Here is a 17242-nt window from a genome sequence, read left to right as displayed (position 1 = left end):
AAATCAAAAGGCTTTAGGTTTCTGGTGCCTGGAAGGGCGTAACCGCCATGCCTCTCAGATCCGACTCGCTCGGCAGCGTCGACATCTCCTTCTTCGTCATCTCCGCCGCCGCGCCGCTCACCGTGATGGCGGGCGTCTCGCCCATCGCGATCATGCTCGGCGGCGTCGGGGCCCCCGCCGGCTACCTGGTCGCGGGTCTCGTCCTGGCGATCTTCGCGATCGGCTTCACCACGATGAGCAGGCACGTACGCGGCGGCGGCGCCTTCTACGCGTTCATCACCCGCGGCCTGGGCCGCCCGGCCGGAGCCGGCGGCGCGCTGGTGGCCATGGTCGGCTACAACGCCATGGAGATCGGCGTGTACGGCCTGCTCGGCAGTGCCACCGCCGGCACGCTGAAGAGCCTGCTGGGCATCGACGTGCCCTGGGTCGTCATCGCCGTGGCCGGGCTGCTGATCACCTACTACGGCGGCTACCGCTCGATCACCTTCGGCGCCAAGGTCCTGGGCGTCCTGCTCGTCGCCGAGACCGCGATCCTGCTGCTCCTGGCCGGCGGGGTGCTGCTGAAGGGCACGCTGAGCCTGGACTCCTTCGCCCCGGTCAACGTGACGGCGCCGGGCATGATCGCCGTCCTGGCGTTCGCGTTCGGCGCGTTCACCGGGTTCGAGTCGACCGTGATCTACCGGCGCGAGGCCCGCCACCCCGGCCGCACCATCCCGCGCGCCACCTATGTCGCGCTGGCCTTCCTCGGCGTCTTCTACGCGTTCATCGTCTGGATCGTGATCCAGGCCTTCGGCGGCGCCGCCATCGTGAAGGCCGCCGCGGACGACCCCGCCGGGCTCTTCTTCGGCGCGATCACCGCGTACGTGGGCGGCTGGGCCGCCGACCTCATGCACATCCTGATCGTGACCAGCATCTTCGCCTCGCTGCTGGCCTTCCACAACGCGATCAATCGCTACACGCTGTCGCTGGCCGAGGAGCGGGTGCTCCCGTCCTCGCTCGGCCGGATCCACCCCCGCCACCAGTCCCCGTACGTCGCGGGCATCGCGCAGACCGCGCTCGGCCTGGTCGTCGTGCTCGCCTTCTGGCTGGCCGGCGCCGACCCGTACACGCATCTGCTGCTCTGGGTGAACACGCTCGGCATGATGAGCCTGGTGGCGTTGATGCTGCTGGCGGCCATCGCCGTGCCGTTCTACTTCGGCAGGGACCGGCGGGGGGAGGGTGTCGTGCGCACGCTCGTCGCGCCCGTCGCCGCCGCGGTGCTGCTCGCAGGGGCGCTCGGCCTGATCGTCACCAAGATCTCCCTGTTCACCGGCGGCGCCGTCGCGGTGAACACGGTCATCCTCACCCTCATCCCCGCGGTCTTCGCCATCGGAACAGGGCTGGCGCTCTGGCTCAGAAGGCACCGCGCGGAGGTCTACCAGAACTTCGGGAGTGAACCGTGCCCACAGCCGACCTCGTCCTGATCGGCGCCCGCGTCCGTACCCTCGACCCGGCCAGGCCGCGCGCCACCGCGCTCGCCGTCAAGGGCGGCCTGATCGCCGCCGTCGGCGACGACACCGACGCGCGTGACTGGCAGGGGAACGGCACCCGCGTCGTGGACCTGGCGGGAGCGACCCTCGTGCCCGGCCTGACCGACGCGCACGCCCACCCGCTGTGGGGCCTGGACCTGGCCACCGGCACCGACCTGTCCGCGGTCACCGACCTCGGCGGCCTGCGCGCCGCCCTCCGCGCCGCGCCGCGGGTGGACGGGTGGGTGCTCGCCTACGGGCTCGACCACAACGTGTTCGGCGGCCGGGCGCTCCACCACGACCTGATCGAGGAGGCGGTGTCCGGCGCGCCCGCGCACCTGCGGCTCTACGACGCGCACTCCGTCCTGGCCAGCAGGGCCGCGCTGGAGCTGGCGGGCATCGAAGGGCCGCGCGCGTTCGCCCAGCGCGCCGCCGTCGTCTGCGACTCCGGCGGCCGCCCGACCGGCCACCTCGTGGAACACGCCGCGATGGATCTGATGAAGCCGCTGCTGCCCGCCACGCCGCCGGCCGTACGGGCGGAACGCCTGCTCGAACTCCTGTCCGGCATGGCCGCGACCGGCCTGACCGGCGCCCACGTCATGGACGTGGGCGCCGACGACCTCGACCTGCTCGCCGCCGTCGAGGACAGACACGACCTCCCGGTACGGCTCCGCCTGGCCCCGTGGTGCATGCCCGGCGACGGCCCCGACGAGTTCGCCGGCCTGATCGGCGTGCAGCAGAAGCACGGCCGCACCTGGCGGGTCGGCGGGGTGAAGCTGTTCATGGACGGCACCGTCGAGGGTGGCACCGCCTGGCTCGAACACGCCGACTGCCACGGTGAGGGCACCGAGGCGTTCTGGCTCGATCCGGCCGACTACCGGCATGCCGTACGGACGCTGCATCAGGTGGGTGTGCCCACCGCGACGCACGCGATCGGCGACGCGGCCGTGCGCCATGTCCTCGACACGATCGAAGGGCTGGGGGCGGGCGGCCCGCGCCACCGCGTCGAGCACATCGAGACGCTGGCCGACGACCAGGTCGGCCGGTTCGCCAGGCTGGGCGTGGCGGCCTCGATGCAGCCCCCGCACACCGCCTACACGCGCGCCGACCACACCGACGAGTGGTCCAAGCGCCTGGGTGACGAGCGGGCCGCGCGCGCCTGGCGCTGCCGCGACCTGCGCGAGGCCGGCGCCACCCTCGCGCTGGGCTCCGACTGGCCGATCGCCCCCTACGACGCCCGCCAGATCCTGGCCGCCGCGCTGGAGCCGCGCGGCGCGGCCACCGGCCATGGGCTGAGCGGCCTGATGGCGCTGGAGGGCTGCACCTCGCACGCGGCGCTGGCCTCCTCGACCGAGTCGGTCTCCGGCCGGATCGCCCCCGGGTTCCTGGCCGACCTCACCGCGCTCGCGCTCGACCCGGTCACCGCGCCCGCGGACGAACTGGCCGAGTCCCCGGTCGCGCTGACCATGACCGGGGGACGCGTCGTCTACGAGCGGCCCTGATCAGGCGATCTTGGGGGTGGCGCGCATCCCGACGAACACGCAGGGGGTGCCGTCGGTCAGCGTGGAGAACACGACGGGCATGTAGGCGTCGTTGAACGAGGGACCGGCGCCGGCGCCCGCGAACACGGTCGGGGTGACGGGTGCGAGCTCGACGTCCAGGGGCGGGGAGATGCCCTCCATGCCGTCGACGAACTCATACAGCAGCCGTCCCTCGGTCACGGTCAGGGCCGCGCCCTCGCGGCGGTAGGTGCCGGTCAGCGAGGCCCAGTCGACCGCGGGCGGCTCGGCGGCCGGGCCGAACGGCTCGGGCATGCGCACACCGGCCAGCTCGGACAGCAGTTCGCCGAACAGGTCGGCGTACAACTGGCGGGTGGCGCCGCCGTTGGTCAGCAGCGCGATCGCCACGCCCGCTCCCGGCACAATGCGCAGGTAGGCGAACTGGCCCACGGCCGAGCCGTCGTGGCCGTAGCCGGGGACGCCGTTCCAGTCGTACAGCGTCCAGCCGAGGCCCCAGGCGTCGGCGCTGAGCGTCCACTTGTCCGGGCTGCCGGCCTCGCGGCGCCGCATCGCCGCCGCCGTCTCGGGGGAGATGACGCCGGCGCCGCCGTTCAGGTGCGCCTGGGCGAACCGGGCGAGATCGCCCGCGGTGGCCAGAACGCGGGCGGCCGGGGCGGCGGCGCGGGACTGGAAGTCCCACACAGGGGCGGGCTCGGGGTAGGCGCCGGCGCCGCCGAGGTGGCTCATGGCCACGCGGAAGCGCAGCGCCTCCTCGGGCAGCGTCATCGTCTGATCGAGGCCGAGCGGGGTCAGGACGCGGTCCTTCAGCGCCTGGTCCCAGGTCTGGCCGGTGATCACCTCGACGATGCGGCCCAGGATGATGTAGCCGCTGCCGCTGTAGGACAGCGCGGTGCCGGTGGGGCAGTCCAGGCTCAGGTCCTTGCAGGCCTCGACGTAGCGGGCGACGCAGTCGTCGCCGCGGCCGGTGTCGAGGTGGAAGTCGCCACTGAGCCCGCTGGTGTGGGTGAGCAGCTGCCTGACGGTGATCGTCTTGGTGGCCTCCGCGTCGGCGACGGCGAATCCGGGCAGCACGTCGGCGACCCGGGCGTCGAGGCCGAGCTCGCCGGAGTCGACCAGGTGCATCACCAGCGTGGCCGTGTAGATCTTGGCGACCGATCCCAGCTGGAACACCGAGTCGGTCGTGACCTCGACCCCGGTGCCCCGGTGCAGCACCCCCGAGGCCAGCTCGTGAACCTCCCCGCCGGTCACCACGGCCAGGCTCGCGCCAGGCACGTGGTGGCGGGCGCGCAGCTCGTCGAGCCGGGTCTGCCAATGTGCGAGATCCATGGTTCATCCTCCGCAGGTGCGTACCGCGTTCCTTGATGCGAACACTGTACGCATGCGGGCGATGGATGCGCAAGCCCGGCTAGCCTCGGCCGTATGGTGTTCAACTCCGATCACTTCGACCTCCAGCCCTATGCCGGATTCGAGATGGATCACTATGTTCGGCGGACCCATTGCAGCTGGGAGAACGCCGGCTGGCGCTCGCTGCTCGTGCAGAGGTTCGAGCACGTCCCCGTGGTCGAGGACATGGAGTTGCCGGCCGCCGCCGACCTGCACCTGATCCTGCCCGTGGGCGGCCGGGCCGCCATGGAGACGCGGACCGGCGGGCGCTGGAGCCGCCGCACCTGGACGCCTGGGCGGCTCGAGCTGGGCGTACCGGACCAGCCCCTCCGCCGCCGCTACCGAGGGGACGGGCCGCTGCGCAGCGTGCAGGTCCACATCCCGCGCGGCACCGTCGAACGCACCGCCGAGCAGCTGGGCGGCCGCCCGCCGGACTACCCGAGCATGGCGGCCTCCGTGGCCGCGGGGGATCCGCTGATCGAGGAGGCCGTACGCGCCGTCGGCGCCGCCGGCGAGATCGGCGACCTGTACGCCGAGTCCGCGGCCGCCTTCCTCGCCGTCCACCTGCTCACCCGCCACTCCCGGGCGCCCGAGAGGTCCCCGGCCCGGGAGGACACCCGCGTCCGCGCGGCGATCGCCCTCATGCGCGACCGGCTGGCCGAGCCCCTCACGCTGGCCGACATCGCGGACGAGGTGTACCTCAGCGTCTTCCACCTGGTCCGCGTGTTCCGCGCGGCGACGGGGGAGACGCCGCACCGCTACCTCGCCCGCCTGCGGATCGAGAAGGCGCGGCACCTGCTGCGGGAGAGCGGTCTCACGGTCGCCGAGATCGCGCCGTTGTGCGGTTTCTCCGGCCCCGGCGCCCTGTCGGCGGCCTTCCTGCGGCATACGGGCACGCGGCCGTCCGCGTATCGCAATTCCTGATGGTTTTTCCGGCAATCTCCGGCATGGTCACCCGGGGTGGGCCGTTCCTAGGGTTTCGTTCATGCCTGACATCGAGCCCTACCCCATCCGCGTCCCCGACCGCGACCTGGCGAGCCTGCGCACCCGCCTCGACGAGGTACGGCTGCCCGAGCCGGAAACCGTGCCGGACGCCACGCAGGGCCTTGAGCTCGACCGGCTGAGAACGCTGCTCGGCACCTGGCGCCGGCACGACTGGCGGGCGGTGGAGGACCGGTGGAACGCGATCCCGCACTACCGCGTACGCCTCGACGGCCTGCGCATCGCGTTCTGGCACGTGCGTTCACCCGAGCCCGGCGCGGTCCCCCTGCTGCTGACCCACGGCTGGCCGGGCTCGGCCCTGGAGTTCGAGAACGTCCTGGGCCCGCTCAGCGACCCCGTCGCCCACGGCGGCTCGGCGAGCGACGCCTTCCACGTGGTCGTCCCGGCGCTGCCGGGGTTCGGGTTCAGCGACCGCCCCCGCGAACCCGGCTGGCACCCCGGGCGTACCGCGCGGGCGTGGGCCGACCTGATGAGCGCGCTCGGCTACCAGCGGTTCGGCGCGCACGGCGGAGACTGGGGCGCGTTCGTCAGCACCGAACTCGCGCGCCTGGCCCCCGAACGCGTCACCGGCCTGCACCTGACCATGCCCCTCGCCTCGCCCCTGCCGGAGGACCGGATCGCCCCGGACCCGGCAGAGCGGCGCATGCTGGAACGCCGCGACACGCATCTGGCCGACGGCTACGGCTTCGCGATGATCATGGCCAGCCGCCCCCAGACCCTCGGCTACTCCCTGCTGGACTCGCCCGCCGGCCTGGCCGCGTGGCTCGGCGAGAAGTTCGCCGCCTACTCCGACCCCCGCCCGGAGCACGGCGGCGGCGTCAGCCTGTCGCAGCAGGCGGACACCATCGCCCTGTACTGGCTGACCGGGACCGGCGCCTCCAGCTCCCGCTGGTACTGGGAGACGATGCGATGGGTGCCCCGCAGCGCCGAGGCGGAGAACGCCCAGCCGGTGACGGTGCCCACCGCCTGCTCACTGTTCCCGGCCGAGCCGTGGCCGACCGCCCGCCGCTGGGCCGAGCGCCGCTACCACGACCTGCGGTCCTGGAACGAACTGGACCGCGGCGGCCACTTCCCCGGCCTGGAACAGCCCGGCCTCCTGGTCTCCGAACTCAGGGCCGCGTTCCGGCACCTGCGCCGTTGAGCGTGACAGACACCTGGTGAGGGGCCTTCCCACGCTACGCTGGCCGTCGTCCGACCAGCCCGCCTCGCCGGGAAAGAGGAGAGTCCGCATGGAGTACGGCCGGCGCCGCATCATCGCCACCACCGGCGAACTGGCCGCCATCGCCGACGGTTGCTCGGACGGCACGCCGGTCATGCTCGACGTGGACGAGATCGAGCCCGGTCACGACCCGCGCGAACCCCGCGACTGGGCCGTGGTGGCCAGGATCGACCACCTGCCGCTCAACGAGGCGGGCGAGCTCGCGGGCCCCGGCGACCGCATCGCCACCGGCGAACCGGACGCCGAGGGGCAGGAGCCGCTGCTGTTCACGCCGGTGCTGATGCTGCAGTCGCGCAAGCTCGCCACCCCAGGCGAGATCGGGCCCGTCGCCCGCGCGGCCGATCCTTGCCAGCGCCGCGCGGACGCCTACGAGCTCATCGAGCGCGAGGGCGAGGCGGGCCTGTACCTGATGGAGCTGCTGGAGGCGGTGGCGGAGCTGCGGCGCGAGGTCGCCGACCTGGCGGCCGACAAGGACCGCCTGCTCCACCCGGCCGCCCGCCGGCACCTGGACAGCCTGGGCGACGCGCTGCGCGACGCCCGGTCCTCCGCCGACCACGCCACCCGCTTCAGCACGGTGTGCGAGCTGCTGCGGGGCGGCGCCACCGAGAAGTGGGCCGACGAGCTCGACGCCGGCCGGCCCTGCGACCCCGGCGGCCTGCACCAGATGCTGGTCGAGCTGCCCGGCATGGGAGGGTCCGAGCTGGCCTGCCGCGTGCACGCCGCCGTGGCCCGCGAGCGGGTGCCGGACGCGCTGGTCAGCCCGAACCCGCACGCCGCGCCCTGATCAGCCGCGGGTGGCCGGCATGTGCCTCTGGAACCAGTCCACGACCCGCGTGCAGAAGTCGATCACCGCGGGGAAGGCGCGGACACCGTGCCCCTCGCCCGGGTAGATCGCGAGCTGCGACTCGACCCCGTGCTCCAGCAACGCCTGGTGAAACTCCCTGGCCTGCGTCGGGGGAGTGCACCGGTCCAGGGCGCCGGCCACGTTCAGGCAGGGGGTGCGCACCTTGCTGGCATGCGCGACCGGGCTCCTGGTGTGGAACTTGTCCCCGGGCACCTCCGGATTCCCGTCGAGGAACAGCGCGTCGAAGAAGGGGATGTTGCTGGTGAAGTGCTGGCTGTACCAGTTCGTCACGGGTGCGAACGGCACGGCGGCGGCCCAGCGCCGGTCCTGGGTGACCAGCCAGGAGGACATGTAGCCGCCGTACGAGCCGCCGATGACGCCGACTCTGGCCGGGTCGGCGATCCCGCGCTCGACCAGCGCGTCGACCGCCGAGGTGAAGTCCGCCGTGTCGTCGCCGCCCATCTCCCCGAACACCAGCCGGGCGAAGTCCTGGCCACGGCCCGAGCTGCCCCGCGGGTTGGGATTGAGGACGGCGTACCCCTGGGATACCAGCAGCGGAGTCCAGGGGTAGAGCATCGACCACAGGTTGCGGAAGCCCCACACCGGGCCGCCGTGGATGTTCACCACCAGCGGGAAGGGCCCCTCGCCGCCGGGGACGCACAGGATCCCCTCCAGCGTGAGACCGTCCGGCGCCGACCAGGTGACCGTCTCGGCCCTGCCCGCGATCGACAGCTGGTGGTCGGTGCCGGAGTGCGAGATCGCGGCCGGCTCGGCCCGGTCCTCGCCCAGCACCACGACGCGTTGCGGAAGCGCGTAGCCCTCCTCGACGATCACCGCGCGGCCGTCGGCGGTCCAGGCCGCCTCCGGGTAGCGCGTGCCGCAGCTGGTGTCCGTGCTCGACCACAGCTCGGTCGTCTTCCCGGCCACCGCGTCGTACATGGCGGCCACGGTCTCCAGGCCGCGTACCCCCACGAATCCCAGACGATCGGCGTCGAACCACTGGGTCGCGGTGACGCCCACCCCGCCGGCGTCGACCCGCTCCAGGGCCGCGTCACCTGAGCCCACCAGCAGGTCGCCCGCGACGACCCAGCGGTCGCTGCACACCGCCTCGACCACCGCCAGCCGTTCCCCGGAGGGCGAGGCGGCGGGCCAGCCGAACTGCACGCCGGAGCGGGCACGTTCGGTGACCGTGCCGTCCAGGCCCAGGCGGGAGAGCACGGCCGTGTACCAGGCGCTCTCGTCCGGAGCGGCGCTGGTGACCGCGAGGACGGCGTCCGGTCCTGACCAGACCGCCTCCCAGACGTTGACGCCGTCCGGCGACAGCCGGGTGGTCGTGCCCGCCGCGAGGTCGTGGACCCACAGCGAGCGCCACGCCTCCTCCGTCGCGCCGACCTCGACGTGCGGGTGCCAGTCCGGCAGCTCCTCCTTCGGCTTGTACGTCGTGCCGCTCCCCTGGCCGCCGGCCAGATCGGCGCCGAGCCCGGCCACCCCGAGCAGCACCCGGGTGCCGTCGGGCGACCAGGAGCAGTACTCGACCGTCCCGGGCACGGCCGGGGTCGCCTCCGCCTCACCCAGGTGGCCCTCGCGCAACAGGTACAGCTGGAACCTGCCCGCCTCCGCGCGGTCCGACAGGAACGCCACCGTCGCGCCGCCGGGGGAGAAGCACGGCTGCCTGGAGGAGCCGGACGAACCGGTCAGCGGCCGCAGTTCCGTACCGTCGACCAGGTAGCAGGCCTGCCGGGGGAGGCCCGCCAGCTCGTCGTACACCAGGCCGGTCACGGCGATCCGCGACCCGTCGGCGGAGCAGGACGGCTCCAGCACCTGGTGCGGCCGTCCCAGCACCGGGTCGTTCAGCCTGCGGAAGTGCTCCTCGACCAGGTTCCAGGTGGCGCTGCCGCGCACGTCGATGGGTGTCACGAAGAACTCCTGTCTGTCGGTGGTGCGTGAACCGGGCTAGCCCATGACGGTGCCGGTGCCGACGGTGTTGACGGGCCGTTTCCTGGAGAAGGCCGCCAGGGCGATGCGGTGCCCGGTGTGCGGGGCGAGATAGTCCAGGGGCTCGCGGTCGTGGTCCCTGCCGCCTTCGACCGCCTCGATCAGGGCGGTCATGATCCGGCCGACGACCGGGGCGTTCTTGAACTGGTTGCCGCTGGTGCCCATCGCCACGTAGAACCCGGGCAGCTCGGTCCTGTCGTAGACGGGCGTCCAGTCGTCGGTCACGTCGTAGACGCCGACCACTCCCTTGGCCCGGGCGGGCACGGTGAGTGCGGGAAAGCGGCGCGCGGCCCTGGTGACCTGCGTCTCGAACGACGACGCCGTCGGCGCCATGGCCGCCTGATCCGGGTCGTCCAGCCAGTCGAGCGGGTCGCAGGCCGGTTCGGTGCCGCCGACGAGCAGCCCGCCGCCCGGCTCGCCGCGCAGATAGACGCCGAGGTCCAGGTCGGCGACTATGGGCCCGAAGCCCGGGGGAGCGGCGGCCACGTGGTGGACCTCCTGGCGCAGGGGACGCGTCCGCACGGATGTCACACCGGCCAGCCGGTTGAGCGCCGCCGACCAGGGACCGGCCGCGTTGACCACGATCGGGGCGGCGAGCAGGGTTCCGTCGGCCAGCCGTACACCGGAGACCCGCCCGCGTGAGCGGGTGACCTCCACCACCTGCTGCCGGTAGCGGAAGGAGGCGCCGCGGCGGCTCGCGGCGGCGGCCAGGCCGGCGGCGGCGAGCTGCGGGTCGTCGACGTAGCCCGCGTCCGGGGTGAACACCGCGCCGAGCCGGCCGTCGGGCTCGCTCCAGAAGCGCTCGTCGTCGAGCCGCGCGGGCGGCCAGTGCCGGCCGGTGTCGATGCCGGGGACGCGGGCGGCGAGCGTGTCGGGATCCCACTCCTCGTACGGCACGCCGGCCCGGTCGAACAACGGCAGGATCCGCGCGCGGGGAGCGGCCCGCACGTCCAGCATGACCAGGCCCGTGCGGTGGTAGCGGGAGAGGGGCTCGTCCGGCGGCGCGCCGAGGTGGTCGCGCCAGGACTCCCAGCAGTGCTTGGCCTCCCAGGCCAGCGCGACGCCTTCCCAGGTGGAGAAGGTGAACCTGACCACCGCGCTGGAGGCCCCGGTCGAGCCCTGGCCCGCGCCGCCGCCCTTGTCGATGACCAGCACGTTCAGGCCGGAGCCCGCCAGCTCGTGCGCGATCGACGCCCCGATCACACCGGCGCCGATGACCACCACGTCCGCGTTCATGCCGTCAGCCTGCCCGCAGGACCCGGCTGGATCCACTGACGAACCTATGGCGGCGGACGCCCACGATACGACATTTGTCGAAAACCTAGAAATCTACTTTGTAAAGGCGCCGGGCGGGCTTCACTACTCCCGGACGAAGCCGACAAGCGCCCGGCGGCAGGCGCGGGCCGTCTCGATCATGGTTTCGTCGTCGGTTCTGCCTTCGGACATGGCGGCCGCGGCCGTCGTGCTGACGGCGCCGAGTGCGGCGCCCACCATCGCGTACGCGGTCACGCGGTCGAGCCCGCAGGCGGCGGCGAGTGCGGTGGCTAGGCGTTCCACGCGGTTGTTCGAGCGGTCGATGGCGGCCTGCGGGGAGAAGACGGGCAGTTTGACCGCCTCGCCGACGAGCCCGGCGACCAGGCCCATCTCCCAGCTCTCGGCGAGCATCGCGTCGAAGGCTCGGGCGAGCAGGTCGGCCGGCGGCTCGCCGGGCCGCCGGGTGCCGAGCGCGATCACGCCGGCCTCCAGGCAGTCGGCGCTGTTGGCGTACAGGACGTCGGCCTTGTGCCGGAAGTAGGAGAAGAACGTGCGGGTGGAGACCCCGGCGGCCGCGGCGATCTGGTCGACGGTCGTGGCCTCGTATCCGCGCTCGTCGAACAACCGGGCGGCGGCGTCCATGAGGGCCTGCCGGGTCTGCAGCTTCTTTCGTTCGCGCAAGGAGGCCATGGCGACAGGATATTACATCGACTGCATATTTACAGGTCTGCAAGTTTTGCCGTAGCGTGCCGGGCATGGACGCTGCGATCTCGGTCTCGGGGCTCGTCAAGTCGTACGGGCGGGTCAGGGCGCTGGACGGGCTCGACCTGCGGGTGGAGGCGGGGGAGATCCACGGCTTCCTCGGTCCCAACGGGGCGGGGAAGACGACCACGCTGCGGGTGCTTCTGGGCATGCTGCGGGCCGACGCCGGACAGGTCAGGCTGCTGGACGGGCATCCGTGGCGCGACGCCGTACGCCTGCACCGGCGCCTGGCGTACGTGCCCGGCGACGTCGTCCTGTGGGAGGAGCTGACCGGCGGCGAGACGATCGACCTGCTGGGACGGCTGCACGGCCGCCTCGACGAGGGCCGCCGGGCCGAGCTGGTCGAGCGGTTCGCGCTGGATCCGGGCAAGAAGGTCCGCGGCTACTCCAAGGGCAACCGGCAGAAGGTCGCGCTGATCGCCGCGCTGGCGGCGCGCGTCGAGCTGCTCGTGCTGGATGAGCCCACCTCAGGGCTCGACCCGCTGATGGAGGCCGAGTTCCGCCGGTGCCTGGAGCGGCGGCGCGAGGAGGGCACCACGATCTTGCTGTCCAGCCACGTCCTGGCCGAGGTCGAGGCGCTGTGCGACCGGGTGAGCATCGTCAGGCGGGGACGCCTGGTCGAGTCGGGCACCCTGGCCGAGTTGCGCCACTTCACGTGGACGTCGGTCACCGCCCGGCTGGAGCGGCCCCTGGAGCGGCTGGAAGGTGTCCACGACCTGGAGATCGACGGGGGCACGCTGGTGCGCTTCCGCGTGGACGGCGGGCAGGCGGGCGAGGTGCTGGTGCGCCTGGCCGCGTTCGGGCTGGTGGACGTGACGGCGCGGCCCGCGACGCTGGAGGAGCTGTTCCTGCGGCACTACCGGCAACTGCCCGAGGCGGCGGCGCGGTGAGGGCCGGGGCCTGGGTTCTGGTGCGGTTCGCCGCCCGGCGCGACCGTGGCCTGATCGCGTTGTGGATCGGGGTGGCCGTCGCGCTGCCGCTGTTCAACGCCTACTCGCTGGCTGCGCTGCTGCCCACCGAGGAGACCAGGTGGGCCTTCGCCGGGATGAGCGCCGGTAATCCGATCACCAGGGCTTTGCTGGGGCCCGTTCACGGCACCTCCATCGAGTCTCTGGTCGCCTGGCGGTCGGGTGTGCAGAGCCTGCTCATCACCGGGCTGGGCGGGCTGCTGTTCGCGGTCCGGCACACGCGGGCCGAGGAGGATTCGGGTCGCGGGGAGCTGGTGGCCGCCCGTCCGGTGGGCAGGCACGCCGTCGTCACCGCCGTCACGGTCCTGGTCGCCGTCGTCAACCTCGTCGTCGCGGCGCTGCTGGCCGTCGCGCTGATGCTCGGGTTCGGCTATCCGCCCGGTGGCACGCTGCTGTTCGCGCTGACGGTGGGGACGGGCGGCATGGCGTTCGCCGCCTGCGGGCTGCTCGCGGCGCAGGTCTGCCGCAGCGCGCCGGCCGCGCGCGGCGCTGCCGTGGGTGCGCTGGTGGCGGGGCTCGTGCCGGGTGTGGTGGTGCCGGAGAGCTGGATCGGGATCTTCCCGGCGGGGTGGCCGCGCCTGGCCCGCGCGTACGGCGCGGAGCGGTGGTGGGTGCCGCTGGTGCCGCTGGCGTTCGCGGCCGTGTTCACTCTGGCCGCCTACGGGCTGTCGGCCCGCCGGGATCTGGGCGCCGGGGTGCTTCCCGATCGCGCGGGCGGCGACGGTCCCGCGCGGGGGCGGCTGGGCAGCCCGCTCGCGCTGGTGTGGCGGCTGCGTGGCGGGCAGGTGGCCGGCTGGACGTTCGCTCTGGGTACGGCCGGCGCCGGCGTGGGCTGGGTGTCGGCCTCGTTCGAGCTGGCCACGTTGACCGGGCACACCCTGCTGGCGATCTTCACGTATGTCTTCTGCATGGTGGTGGCGTGCCTGACGGTGGCCGGGACGCTTCGGCCGTACACGGAGGAGATCCGGGGCCGTGCCGCGCCGCTGCTGGCCACGCCGACCACCCGGACGCGCTGGCTGGGCGGGCACACGGCGCTGTCCCTGGCCGCGCCGGTCGCCATGCTGCTGGCCGTGGGCCTCGGCACGGGCGCCGGCAACGCGCTGGGCACGGGCGGCTTCGCGCCGGTCCTGGCCCAGGTGGGCGCCGCCCTGCTCTTCGTGCCCGCCGCCTGGGCGATCGCGGGTGTCACGATCGCCGCCTACGGGTTGCGCCCGCGCGCCGCCGTCCCCGTCGGCTGGGCGGCGGTGGTGGTGTCGGGTGGTGGTGTGGCGTTGTGGGAGGCGGGGACGATCGGGGACACGGCGTTCCTGCTCACCCCGTTCGGCTACGTCCACCCGTCCGTCTCGTCCGGATTCGTGGCGCCGGCCGCGTTCGCCCTGGCCGCGGTGGTGCTCGTGGTCGCGGGCGGGGCCGGGTTCGCCCGTCGCGACCTGCTGGCGTGAGGCGGCGCTGTCCGCCTGGTCGCCGGGACGCGGCTTCGCGCGGCATGATCGTTGGATGACCGTTCCCATGTTGATCATCAGTGGCCCGGTGGGTGTGGGCAAGACGTCGGTGGCGGGGGAGATCTTCGATCAGCTGCTCGCCCGGGACGTCTCGCACGCGGTCGTCGACCTGGACAACCTCGGTTTGTGCTGGCCGTTCGGCGATGGCGACCCGTTCAACGACCGGATGGCCCTGCGCAACCTGGCCTCTGTCTGGCGGAACTACGCGGCGGCCGGGGTCGAGCGACTGGTCGTGGCCCGGGTGGTGGAGTCGCGCGCCGAACTGGAGGGCTACCGCGCCGCCGTACCGGATGCCGAGATCGTGGTGTGCCGGCTGGCGGCCGGCGCGCCGACGTTGCGCGGCAGGGTGGCGCGGCGGGAGGCCGGGGCCGCGCGGGAGGCGTTGTCGCGCCGGGCGGTCGAACTCGCCGAGACCCTGGCCAGGAGCGACGCCGCCGACTTCGTGGTCGCGACTGACGACCGCTCCGTGGCCGACATCGCCGAGGACGTCCTGCGCGGGGCGGGCTGGATCTGACTTGTGGGCCGCCGGGGTGCGGCCCGCCCTTCGCTACGATGATCGCGGACCATGATGGGCGGCAGGTTCGTGTCGCCGGAACGCGCGAGGAGTGCGGATGCAGCCGGATCCATCGCAGCCAGGGTTTTCTCAGTATGGTCAGGGCGGGCCCGCGCCGTGGGGTGGCGGGCCGAGCCCGTGGGCGGCGCCGCCCAGGCCGAGGGCGAATGCCGCGGCGGCGGTGATCGCCGGCATCCTGGCGCTGGTCGCCACCGCGATGCTCGTCTGGTTCGCGCTCAACGACGCCCTCTACGCCATCAGGCATGATGACTGGTCCAGCCTGGTGTTGCAGAACGTGATCGCCGGCGTCATCGGCGCCGGGGCGCTGGTGGTCGCGGCGGCGTTCACGTTCGCCCGCAGGATTCCCGGCGTGTGGACGCTGTGCGGGCTGTGCGGGCTTTACGTCGTGGCGAACCTCGTGCTGGCGCCGCTTCTGCATGGCACGCCGTTCGGTGCTCAGTTCGCGTTCCTGTTCGGTTTCGACAAGGTCAACGGCATCGCCGCAGGGCTGGCGACCATATTCTGCGCCCTGACGGCGATCGTGGCGGCGGTCGCCGGCAGCGTGAAGTCGTAGGGGCCCGCGATGCGCCGTCCGTGATCACGGGGTGAGCTCCTGGAGCGGTTTCAGGCCGGTGGGCGGTTGAGGATGATGTCGCCGGCGCGGGCGATGACCTCGGCGCGTGTCTGGCCGGGATGGTCGGCGGCCAGGAAGTGGCTGCCGATGGCTCCGCAGAAGGCCAGCAGGGCGCGAGCCTCGACTTCGTGGGGGTCGGCGCAGACGGTGCCGATGGCCTCGCGCAGGAGTTGCATGCGTTTGTTGTCCACGCGGCGCAGGCGCTGGGCGACATCGTCGTCGCGGCGGGCCCAGTCGCGCACGGCCAGGTCGATGGGGAGCAGGCGGTCGGAGAAGGTGAGCCGCCCGGCCAGCCGGGCCTTGTCCGCGACGTCGCCGCCCTCCTGTTCGATCCGGTCGAGGACGTCGTCGGTGGCCTCCCGCTCCCAGGCGTCCAGCATCTCCGTCAGCAGGGCGCCGCGGCCGGCGAAGTACCCGTAGAACCCGCCTCTGGTCACTCCCAGCTCTTTGGCCAGGACGTCCACCCGCACGGCGTCCACGCCGCCTGAGGCCAGCGCCCGCAGGCCCTGCTCGACCCATTTCTCCCGGGGCGTGCGCAACGTGCCCATCATATGGCCCACCTCACCGCCCGCATCGGTTGTGCAGGACTGTATAACCGGTCTAGCTTCGACTTATACACAACTGTATAACCTACTCGGAGGAGACAGGGCCATGTCCAGCAGGCTCCCCGTCATCGAGCACACCTCGCGCCCGTGGCGCATCCACACGATCGCGCCGGACTACCGGGTGGAGGACGTGTGGTCGCTGCCGACCCCCGGCGGCGCGGACGACTTCCCCCGGCTGGTGGAACAGTTCACCGCCGGCCCCGGCAACCCGATCGTGCGCGCCCTGCTGGCGATCCGCCTGCGCCTCGGCGCGCCGCTCGGCCTCAACCCGCCCGCCGCCGGCGCCCGGGCGCCCTGGCGCGGCGAGCCGATCCCCGGCGACCTGCGCGGCCGGCCGGGGCCGGACTTCGGCCCGTTCGCCTGCCTGTACCGCACCGACACCGAATGGGCCGCCCACGCCACCACCAGCGGCGTGGACGCGATCGCCCACCTGGGCTGGGTTGCCGACGGCTCCGGCGCCTACCGGGGCCGGTGGGCCACCCTGGTCAAACCCCACGGCCTGCTCGGACGGGCGTACATGGCGGGCATCGCCCCGATCCGCCACCAGGTGGTCTACCCGCTGATGATCCGCTCCATCGCGCGCGGATGGCGCCCGGCGAGGAGCGCCGATCTCTCCGGGAGCACCGGATGAACACCGCGCCCGGCCGCGTCCCGTCCCGCGCCACAGCCGTGGGGGCATGGTCCGCGATCACCACCGGGGCCGTGCACCTGCTGGGATCCTTCCTGCCGATCCCCTTCGACGGCGAGGCCGCCGCGCGCCGGGCGATGCGCGCCGCGAGGCCTGACCTCGGCCTGCGGTCCGACTTCGAGCTGCTGTTCGACGCCAGGAGCCAGGTGATGTCGATCATGTTCATCGCCTTCGGCGCGATCACCCTCGCCGTCGTCGCGAAGGCCGCCGGACCGGCCACCCAGGAGCCCGCGCACAGGGAGTGAGCAGGGCCGCCCTCCGCACTGCGCCGACCGGGCTCCTGCCCAGGCGGCCGGGCCGGCCCGCGGCGGCGGGTGTCGCGGCTCAGCCGGGGATGGCGGGGATGGCGCCGAGCTGCCGCAACTGCGCGTGGACGTCGGCGACCCCCCAGATCTCGGCGATCAGGCCGTCGGCGAAGCGGATGATGAAGATCTCCTCGTAGGTGATCGCGTTGCCGGTGGGCGCGATGCCCCGGTACTCGCCCAGGTGGGTCCCGGTGACCGTGTTCCGGTAGACGACCTTGTCGCCGTCGGCGACCACGTCCTCGACGGTGACCCGGATGTCGGGGAACGCGCGCAGCAGCATCGTCCACGCGTTCGTGATCACCTGGACCGCGTTCGCGTCGGTCGGGACGGGCGTGTGGAAGCGCGCCTGCGGATGGACGACCTCGCCGGCGGTCCTGGCGATGACCTCCACGTCGCGGCTGTGGACGGCGTCGTACATGCGCTCGAAGATGGCGGTGTCGGCCATGTGGTTTCTCCTCGGGTTGTGGTCGTTCACACCCGGGCGACGAACGGGCCGGTGC

Annotated in this window: 17 protein-coding genes; 11 read left to right on the top strand and 6 right to left on the bottom strand. The window is 73.0% G+C overall.

Annotated features, from left to right (window positions below; translation table 11 throughout):
* Nucleotides 1-47: 47 nt before the first annotated feature.
* Together ACIBI5_RS25150 and ACIBI5_RS25145 are read left to right on the top strand one after the other, a co-directional pair.
* Nucleotides 48-1463: an APC family permease gene (locus ACIBI5_RS25150; RefSeq protein ID WP_397250655.1), complete on the top strand. Its 1416-nt coding sequence runs from the start codon at nucleotides 48-50 to the stop codon at nucleotides 1461-1463.
* Nucleotides 1439-3010 carry an amidohydrolase gene (locus ACIBI5_RS25145; RefSeq protein ID WP_397250653.1) on the top strand — a complete coding sequence of 524 codons (1572 nt, stop codon included), beginning with the start codon at nucleotides 1439-1441 and terminating at the stop codon, nucleotides 3008-3010. Before ACIBI5_RS25150 ends, ACIBI5_RS25145 begins: the two co-directional genes overlap by 25 nt.
* Here ACIBI5_RS25145 and ACIBI5_RS25140 read toward each other — a convergent pair whose 3' ends face one another.
* Nucleotides 3011-4354: a serine hydrolase domain-containing protein gene (locus tag ACIBI5_RS25140; RefSeq protein WP_397250651.1), complete on the bottom strand. Its 1344-nt coding sequence runs from the start codon at nucleotides 4352-4354 to the stop codon at nucleotides 3011-3013.
* Nucleotides 4355-4447: 93 nt separating this feature from the next.
* Between ACIBI5_RS25140 and ACIBI5_RS25135 the strand changes: the two genes are divergently transcribed.
* The 3 genes from ACIBI5_RS25135 (at nucleotide 4448) to ACIBI5_RS25125 (ending at nucleotide 7416) form a co-directional block, all read left to right on the top strand.
* Nucleotides 4448-5335, top strand: coding sequence for a helix-turn-helix domain-containing protein (locus tag ACIBI5_RS25135; RefSeq protein WP_397250648.1), 888 nt, complete (start codon nucleotides 4448-4450; stop codon nucleotides 5333-5335).
* A 61-nt stretch (nucleotides 5336-5396) separates the two neighbouring features.
* Nucleotides 5397-6554, top strand: a complete 1158-nt coding sequence (locus tag ACIBI5_RS25130) for an epoxide hydrolase family protein (protein WP_397250646.1) — start codon at nucleotides 5397-5399, stop codon at nucleotides 6552-6554.
* 88 nt (nucleotides 6555-6642) lie between these two features.
* Nucleotides 6643-7416, top strand: coding sequence for a hypothetical protein (locus tag ACIBI5_RS25125; protein ID WP_397250644.1), 774 nt, complete (start codon nucleotides 6643-6645; stop codon nucleotides 7414-7416).
* On the opposite strand, the gene ACIBI5_RS25120 is transcribed toward ACIBI5_RS25125, so the two are convergent.
* From ACIBI5_RS25120 to ACIBI5_RS25110, 3 genes are all read right to left on the bottom strand, one after another.
* Nucleotides 7417-9393: a prolyl oligopeptidase family serine peptidase gene (locus ACIBI5_RS25120; RefSeq protein WP_397250642.1), complete on the bottom strand. Its 1977-nt coding sequence runs from the start codon at nucleotides 9391-9393 to the stop codon at nucleotides 7417-7419. It lies immediately after the preceding gene.
* Nucleotides 9394-9429: 36 nt separating this feature from the next.
* On the bottom strand, nucleotides 9430-10707 hold the full coding sequence (locus ACIBI5_RS25115; RefSeq protein WP_397250640.1) for an NAD(P)/FAD-dependent oxidoreductase: 1278 nt from the start codon (nucleotides 10705-10707) through the stop codon (nucleotides 9430-9432).
* A 123-nt stretch (nucleotides 10708-10830) separates the two neighbouring features.
* Nucleotides 10831-11415 (bottom strand): TetR/AcrR family transcriptional regulator, encoded by a 585-nt coding sequence (locus ACIBI5_RS25110; protein ID WP_397250638.1) that lies wholly within the window; start codon nucleotides 11413-11415, stop codon nucleotides 10831-10833.
* Between the two features lie 65 nt (nucleotides 11416-11480).
* Between ACIBI5_RS25110 and ACIBI5_RS25105 the strand changes: the two genes are divergently transcribed.
* The 4 genes from ACIBI5_RS25105 to ACIBI5_RS25090 all read left to right on the top strand — a co-directional run bounded on the left by ACIBI5_RS25105 (nucleotide 11481) and on the right by ACIBI5_RS25090 (nucleotide 15084).
* Complete coding sequence (locus ACIBI5_RS25105; protein ID WP_397250636.1) at nucleotides 11481-12377, top strand: ABC transporter ATP-binding protein; 897 nt, start codon at nucleotides 11481-11483, stop codon at nucleotides 12375-12377.
* The gene (locus ACIBI5_RS25100) at nucleotides 12374-13897 is read left to right on the top strand and encodes a hypothetical protein (RefSeq protein WP_397250634.1); all 1524 of its coding nucleotides are present in this window, start codon (nucleotides 12374-12376) and stop codon (nucleotides 13895-13897) included. Before ACIBI5_RS25105 ends, ACIBI5_RS25100 begins: the two co-directional genes overlap by 4 nt.
* Before the next feature lie 55 nt (nucleotides 13898-13952).
* Entirely contained in the window at nucleotides 13953-14471 is a 519-nt protein-coding gene (locus ACIBI5_RS25095; protein ID WP_397250632.1) for a hypothetical protein, read from the top strand.
* 220 nt (nucleotides 14472-14691) lie between these two features.
* Nucleotides 14692-15084 carry a hypothetical protein gene (locus ACIBI5_RS25090; protein WP_397250630.1) on the top strand — a complete coding sequence of 131 codons (393 nt, stop codon included), beginning with the start codon at nucleotides 14692-14694 and terminating at the stop codon, nucleotides 15082-15084.
* 50 nt (nucleotides 15085-15134) lie between these two features.
* Here the strand turns inward: ACIBI5_RS25090 and ACIBI5_RS25085 are convergent, their stop codons facing one another.
* Complete coding sequence (locus ACIBI5_RS25085) at nucleotides 15135-15695, bottom strand: TetR/AcrR family transcriptional regulator (protein WP_397250628.1); 561 nt, start codon at nucleotides 15693-15695, stop codon at nucleotides 15135-15137.
* Nucleotides 15696-15795: 100 nt separating this feature from the next.
* Between ACIBI5_RS25085 and ACIBI5_RS25080 the strand changes: the two genes are divergently transcribed.
* Nucleotides 15796-16380, top strand: coding sequence for a DUF2867 domain-containing protein (locus tag ACIBI5_RS25080; RefSeq protein WP_397250626.1), 585 nt, complete (start codon nucleotides 15796-15798; stop codon nucleotides 16378-16380).
* Nucleotides 16377-16682: a hypothetical protein gene (locus tag ACIBI5_RS25075; protein WP_397250624.1), complete on the top strand. Its 306-nt coding sequence runs from the start codon at nucleotides 16377-16379 to the stop codon at nucleotides 16680-16682. Before ACIBI5_RS25080 ends, ACIBI5_RS25075 begins: the two co-directional genes overlap by 4 nt.
* Nucleotides 16683-16761: 79 nt before the next feature.
* Here the strand turns inward: ACIBI5_RS25075 and ACIBI5_RS25070 are convergent, their stop codons facing one another.
* A complete protein-coding gene (locus ACIBI5_RS25070; RefSeq protein ID WP_397250622.1) occupies nucleotides 16762-17187 on the bottom strand; it encodes an ester cyclase in 426 nt (141 codons plus the stop codon).
* Between the last annotated feature and the right edge of the window lie 55 nt (nucleotides 17188-17242).

This window comes from Nonomuraea sp. NPDC050540 (genome assembly GCF_044457485.1).
Lineage (GTDB): Bacteria > Actinomycetota > Actinomycetes > Streptosporangiales > Streptosporangiaceae > Nonomuraea.
The sequence above is the reverse complement of the archived record's forward strand: the minus strand, read 5'-3'. Positions and strand labels throughout refer to the sequence as shown.

Bases quoted from the DNA above. Each gene is read 5' to 3' on its own strand.
- ACIBI5_RS25130 (WP_397250646.1), top strand. From the start codon at position 5,397: ATGCCTGACATCGAGCCCTACCCCATCCGCGTCCCCGACCGCGACCTG.
- ACIBI5_RS25075 (WP_397250624.1), top strand. From the start codon at position 16,377: ATGAACACCGCGCCCGGCCGCGTCCCGTCCCGCGCCACAGCCGTGGGG.
- ACIBI5_RS25150 (WP_397250655.1), top strand. From the start codon at position 48: ATGCCTCTCAGATCCGACTCGCTCGGCAGCGTCGACATCTCCTTCTTC.
- ACIBI5_RS25140 (WP_397250651.1), bottom strand. From the start codon at position 4,354: ATGGATCTCGCACATTGGCAGACCCGGCTCGACGAGCTGCGCGCCCGC.
- ACIBI5_RS25105 (WP_397250636.1), top strand. From the start codon at position 11,481: ATGGACGCTGCGATCTCGGTCTCGGGGCTCGTCAAGTCGTACGGGCGG.
- ACIBI5_RS25085 (WP_397250628.1), bottom strand. From the start codon at position 15,695: ATGATGGGCACGTTGCGCACGCCCCGGGAGAAATGGGTCGAGCAGGGC.
- ACIBI5_RS25110 (WP_397250638.1), bottom strand. From the start codon at position 11,415: ATGGCCTCCTTGCGCGAACGAAAGAAGCTGCAGACCCGGCAGGCCCTC.
- ACIBI5_RS25135 (WP_397250648.1), top strand. From the start codon at position 4,448: ATGGTGTTCAACTCCGATCACTTCGACCTCCAGCCCTATGCCGGATTC.
- ACIBI5_RS25115 (WP_397250640.1), bottom strand. From the start codon at position 10,707: ATGAACGCGGACGTGGTGGTCATCGGCGCCGGTGTGATCGGGGCGTCG.
- ACIBI5_RS25080 (WP_397250626.1), top strand. From the start codon at position 15,796: ATGTCCAGCAGGCTCCCCGTCATCGAGCACACCTCGCGCCCGTGGCGC.
- ACIBI5_RS25070 (WP_397250622.1), bottom strand. From the start codon at position 17,187: ATGGCCGACACCGCCATCTTCGAGCGCATGTACGACGCCGTCCACAGC.
- ACIBI5_RS25125 (WP_397250644.1), top strand. From the start codon at position 6,643: ATGGAGTACGGCCGGCGCCGCATCATCGCCACCACCGGCGAACTGGCC.
- ACIBI5_RS25095 (WP_397250632.1), top strand. From the start codon at position 13,953: ATGACCGTTCCCATGTTGATCATCAGTGGCCCGGTGGGTGTGGGCAAG.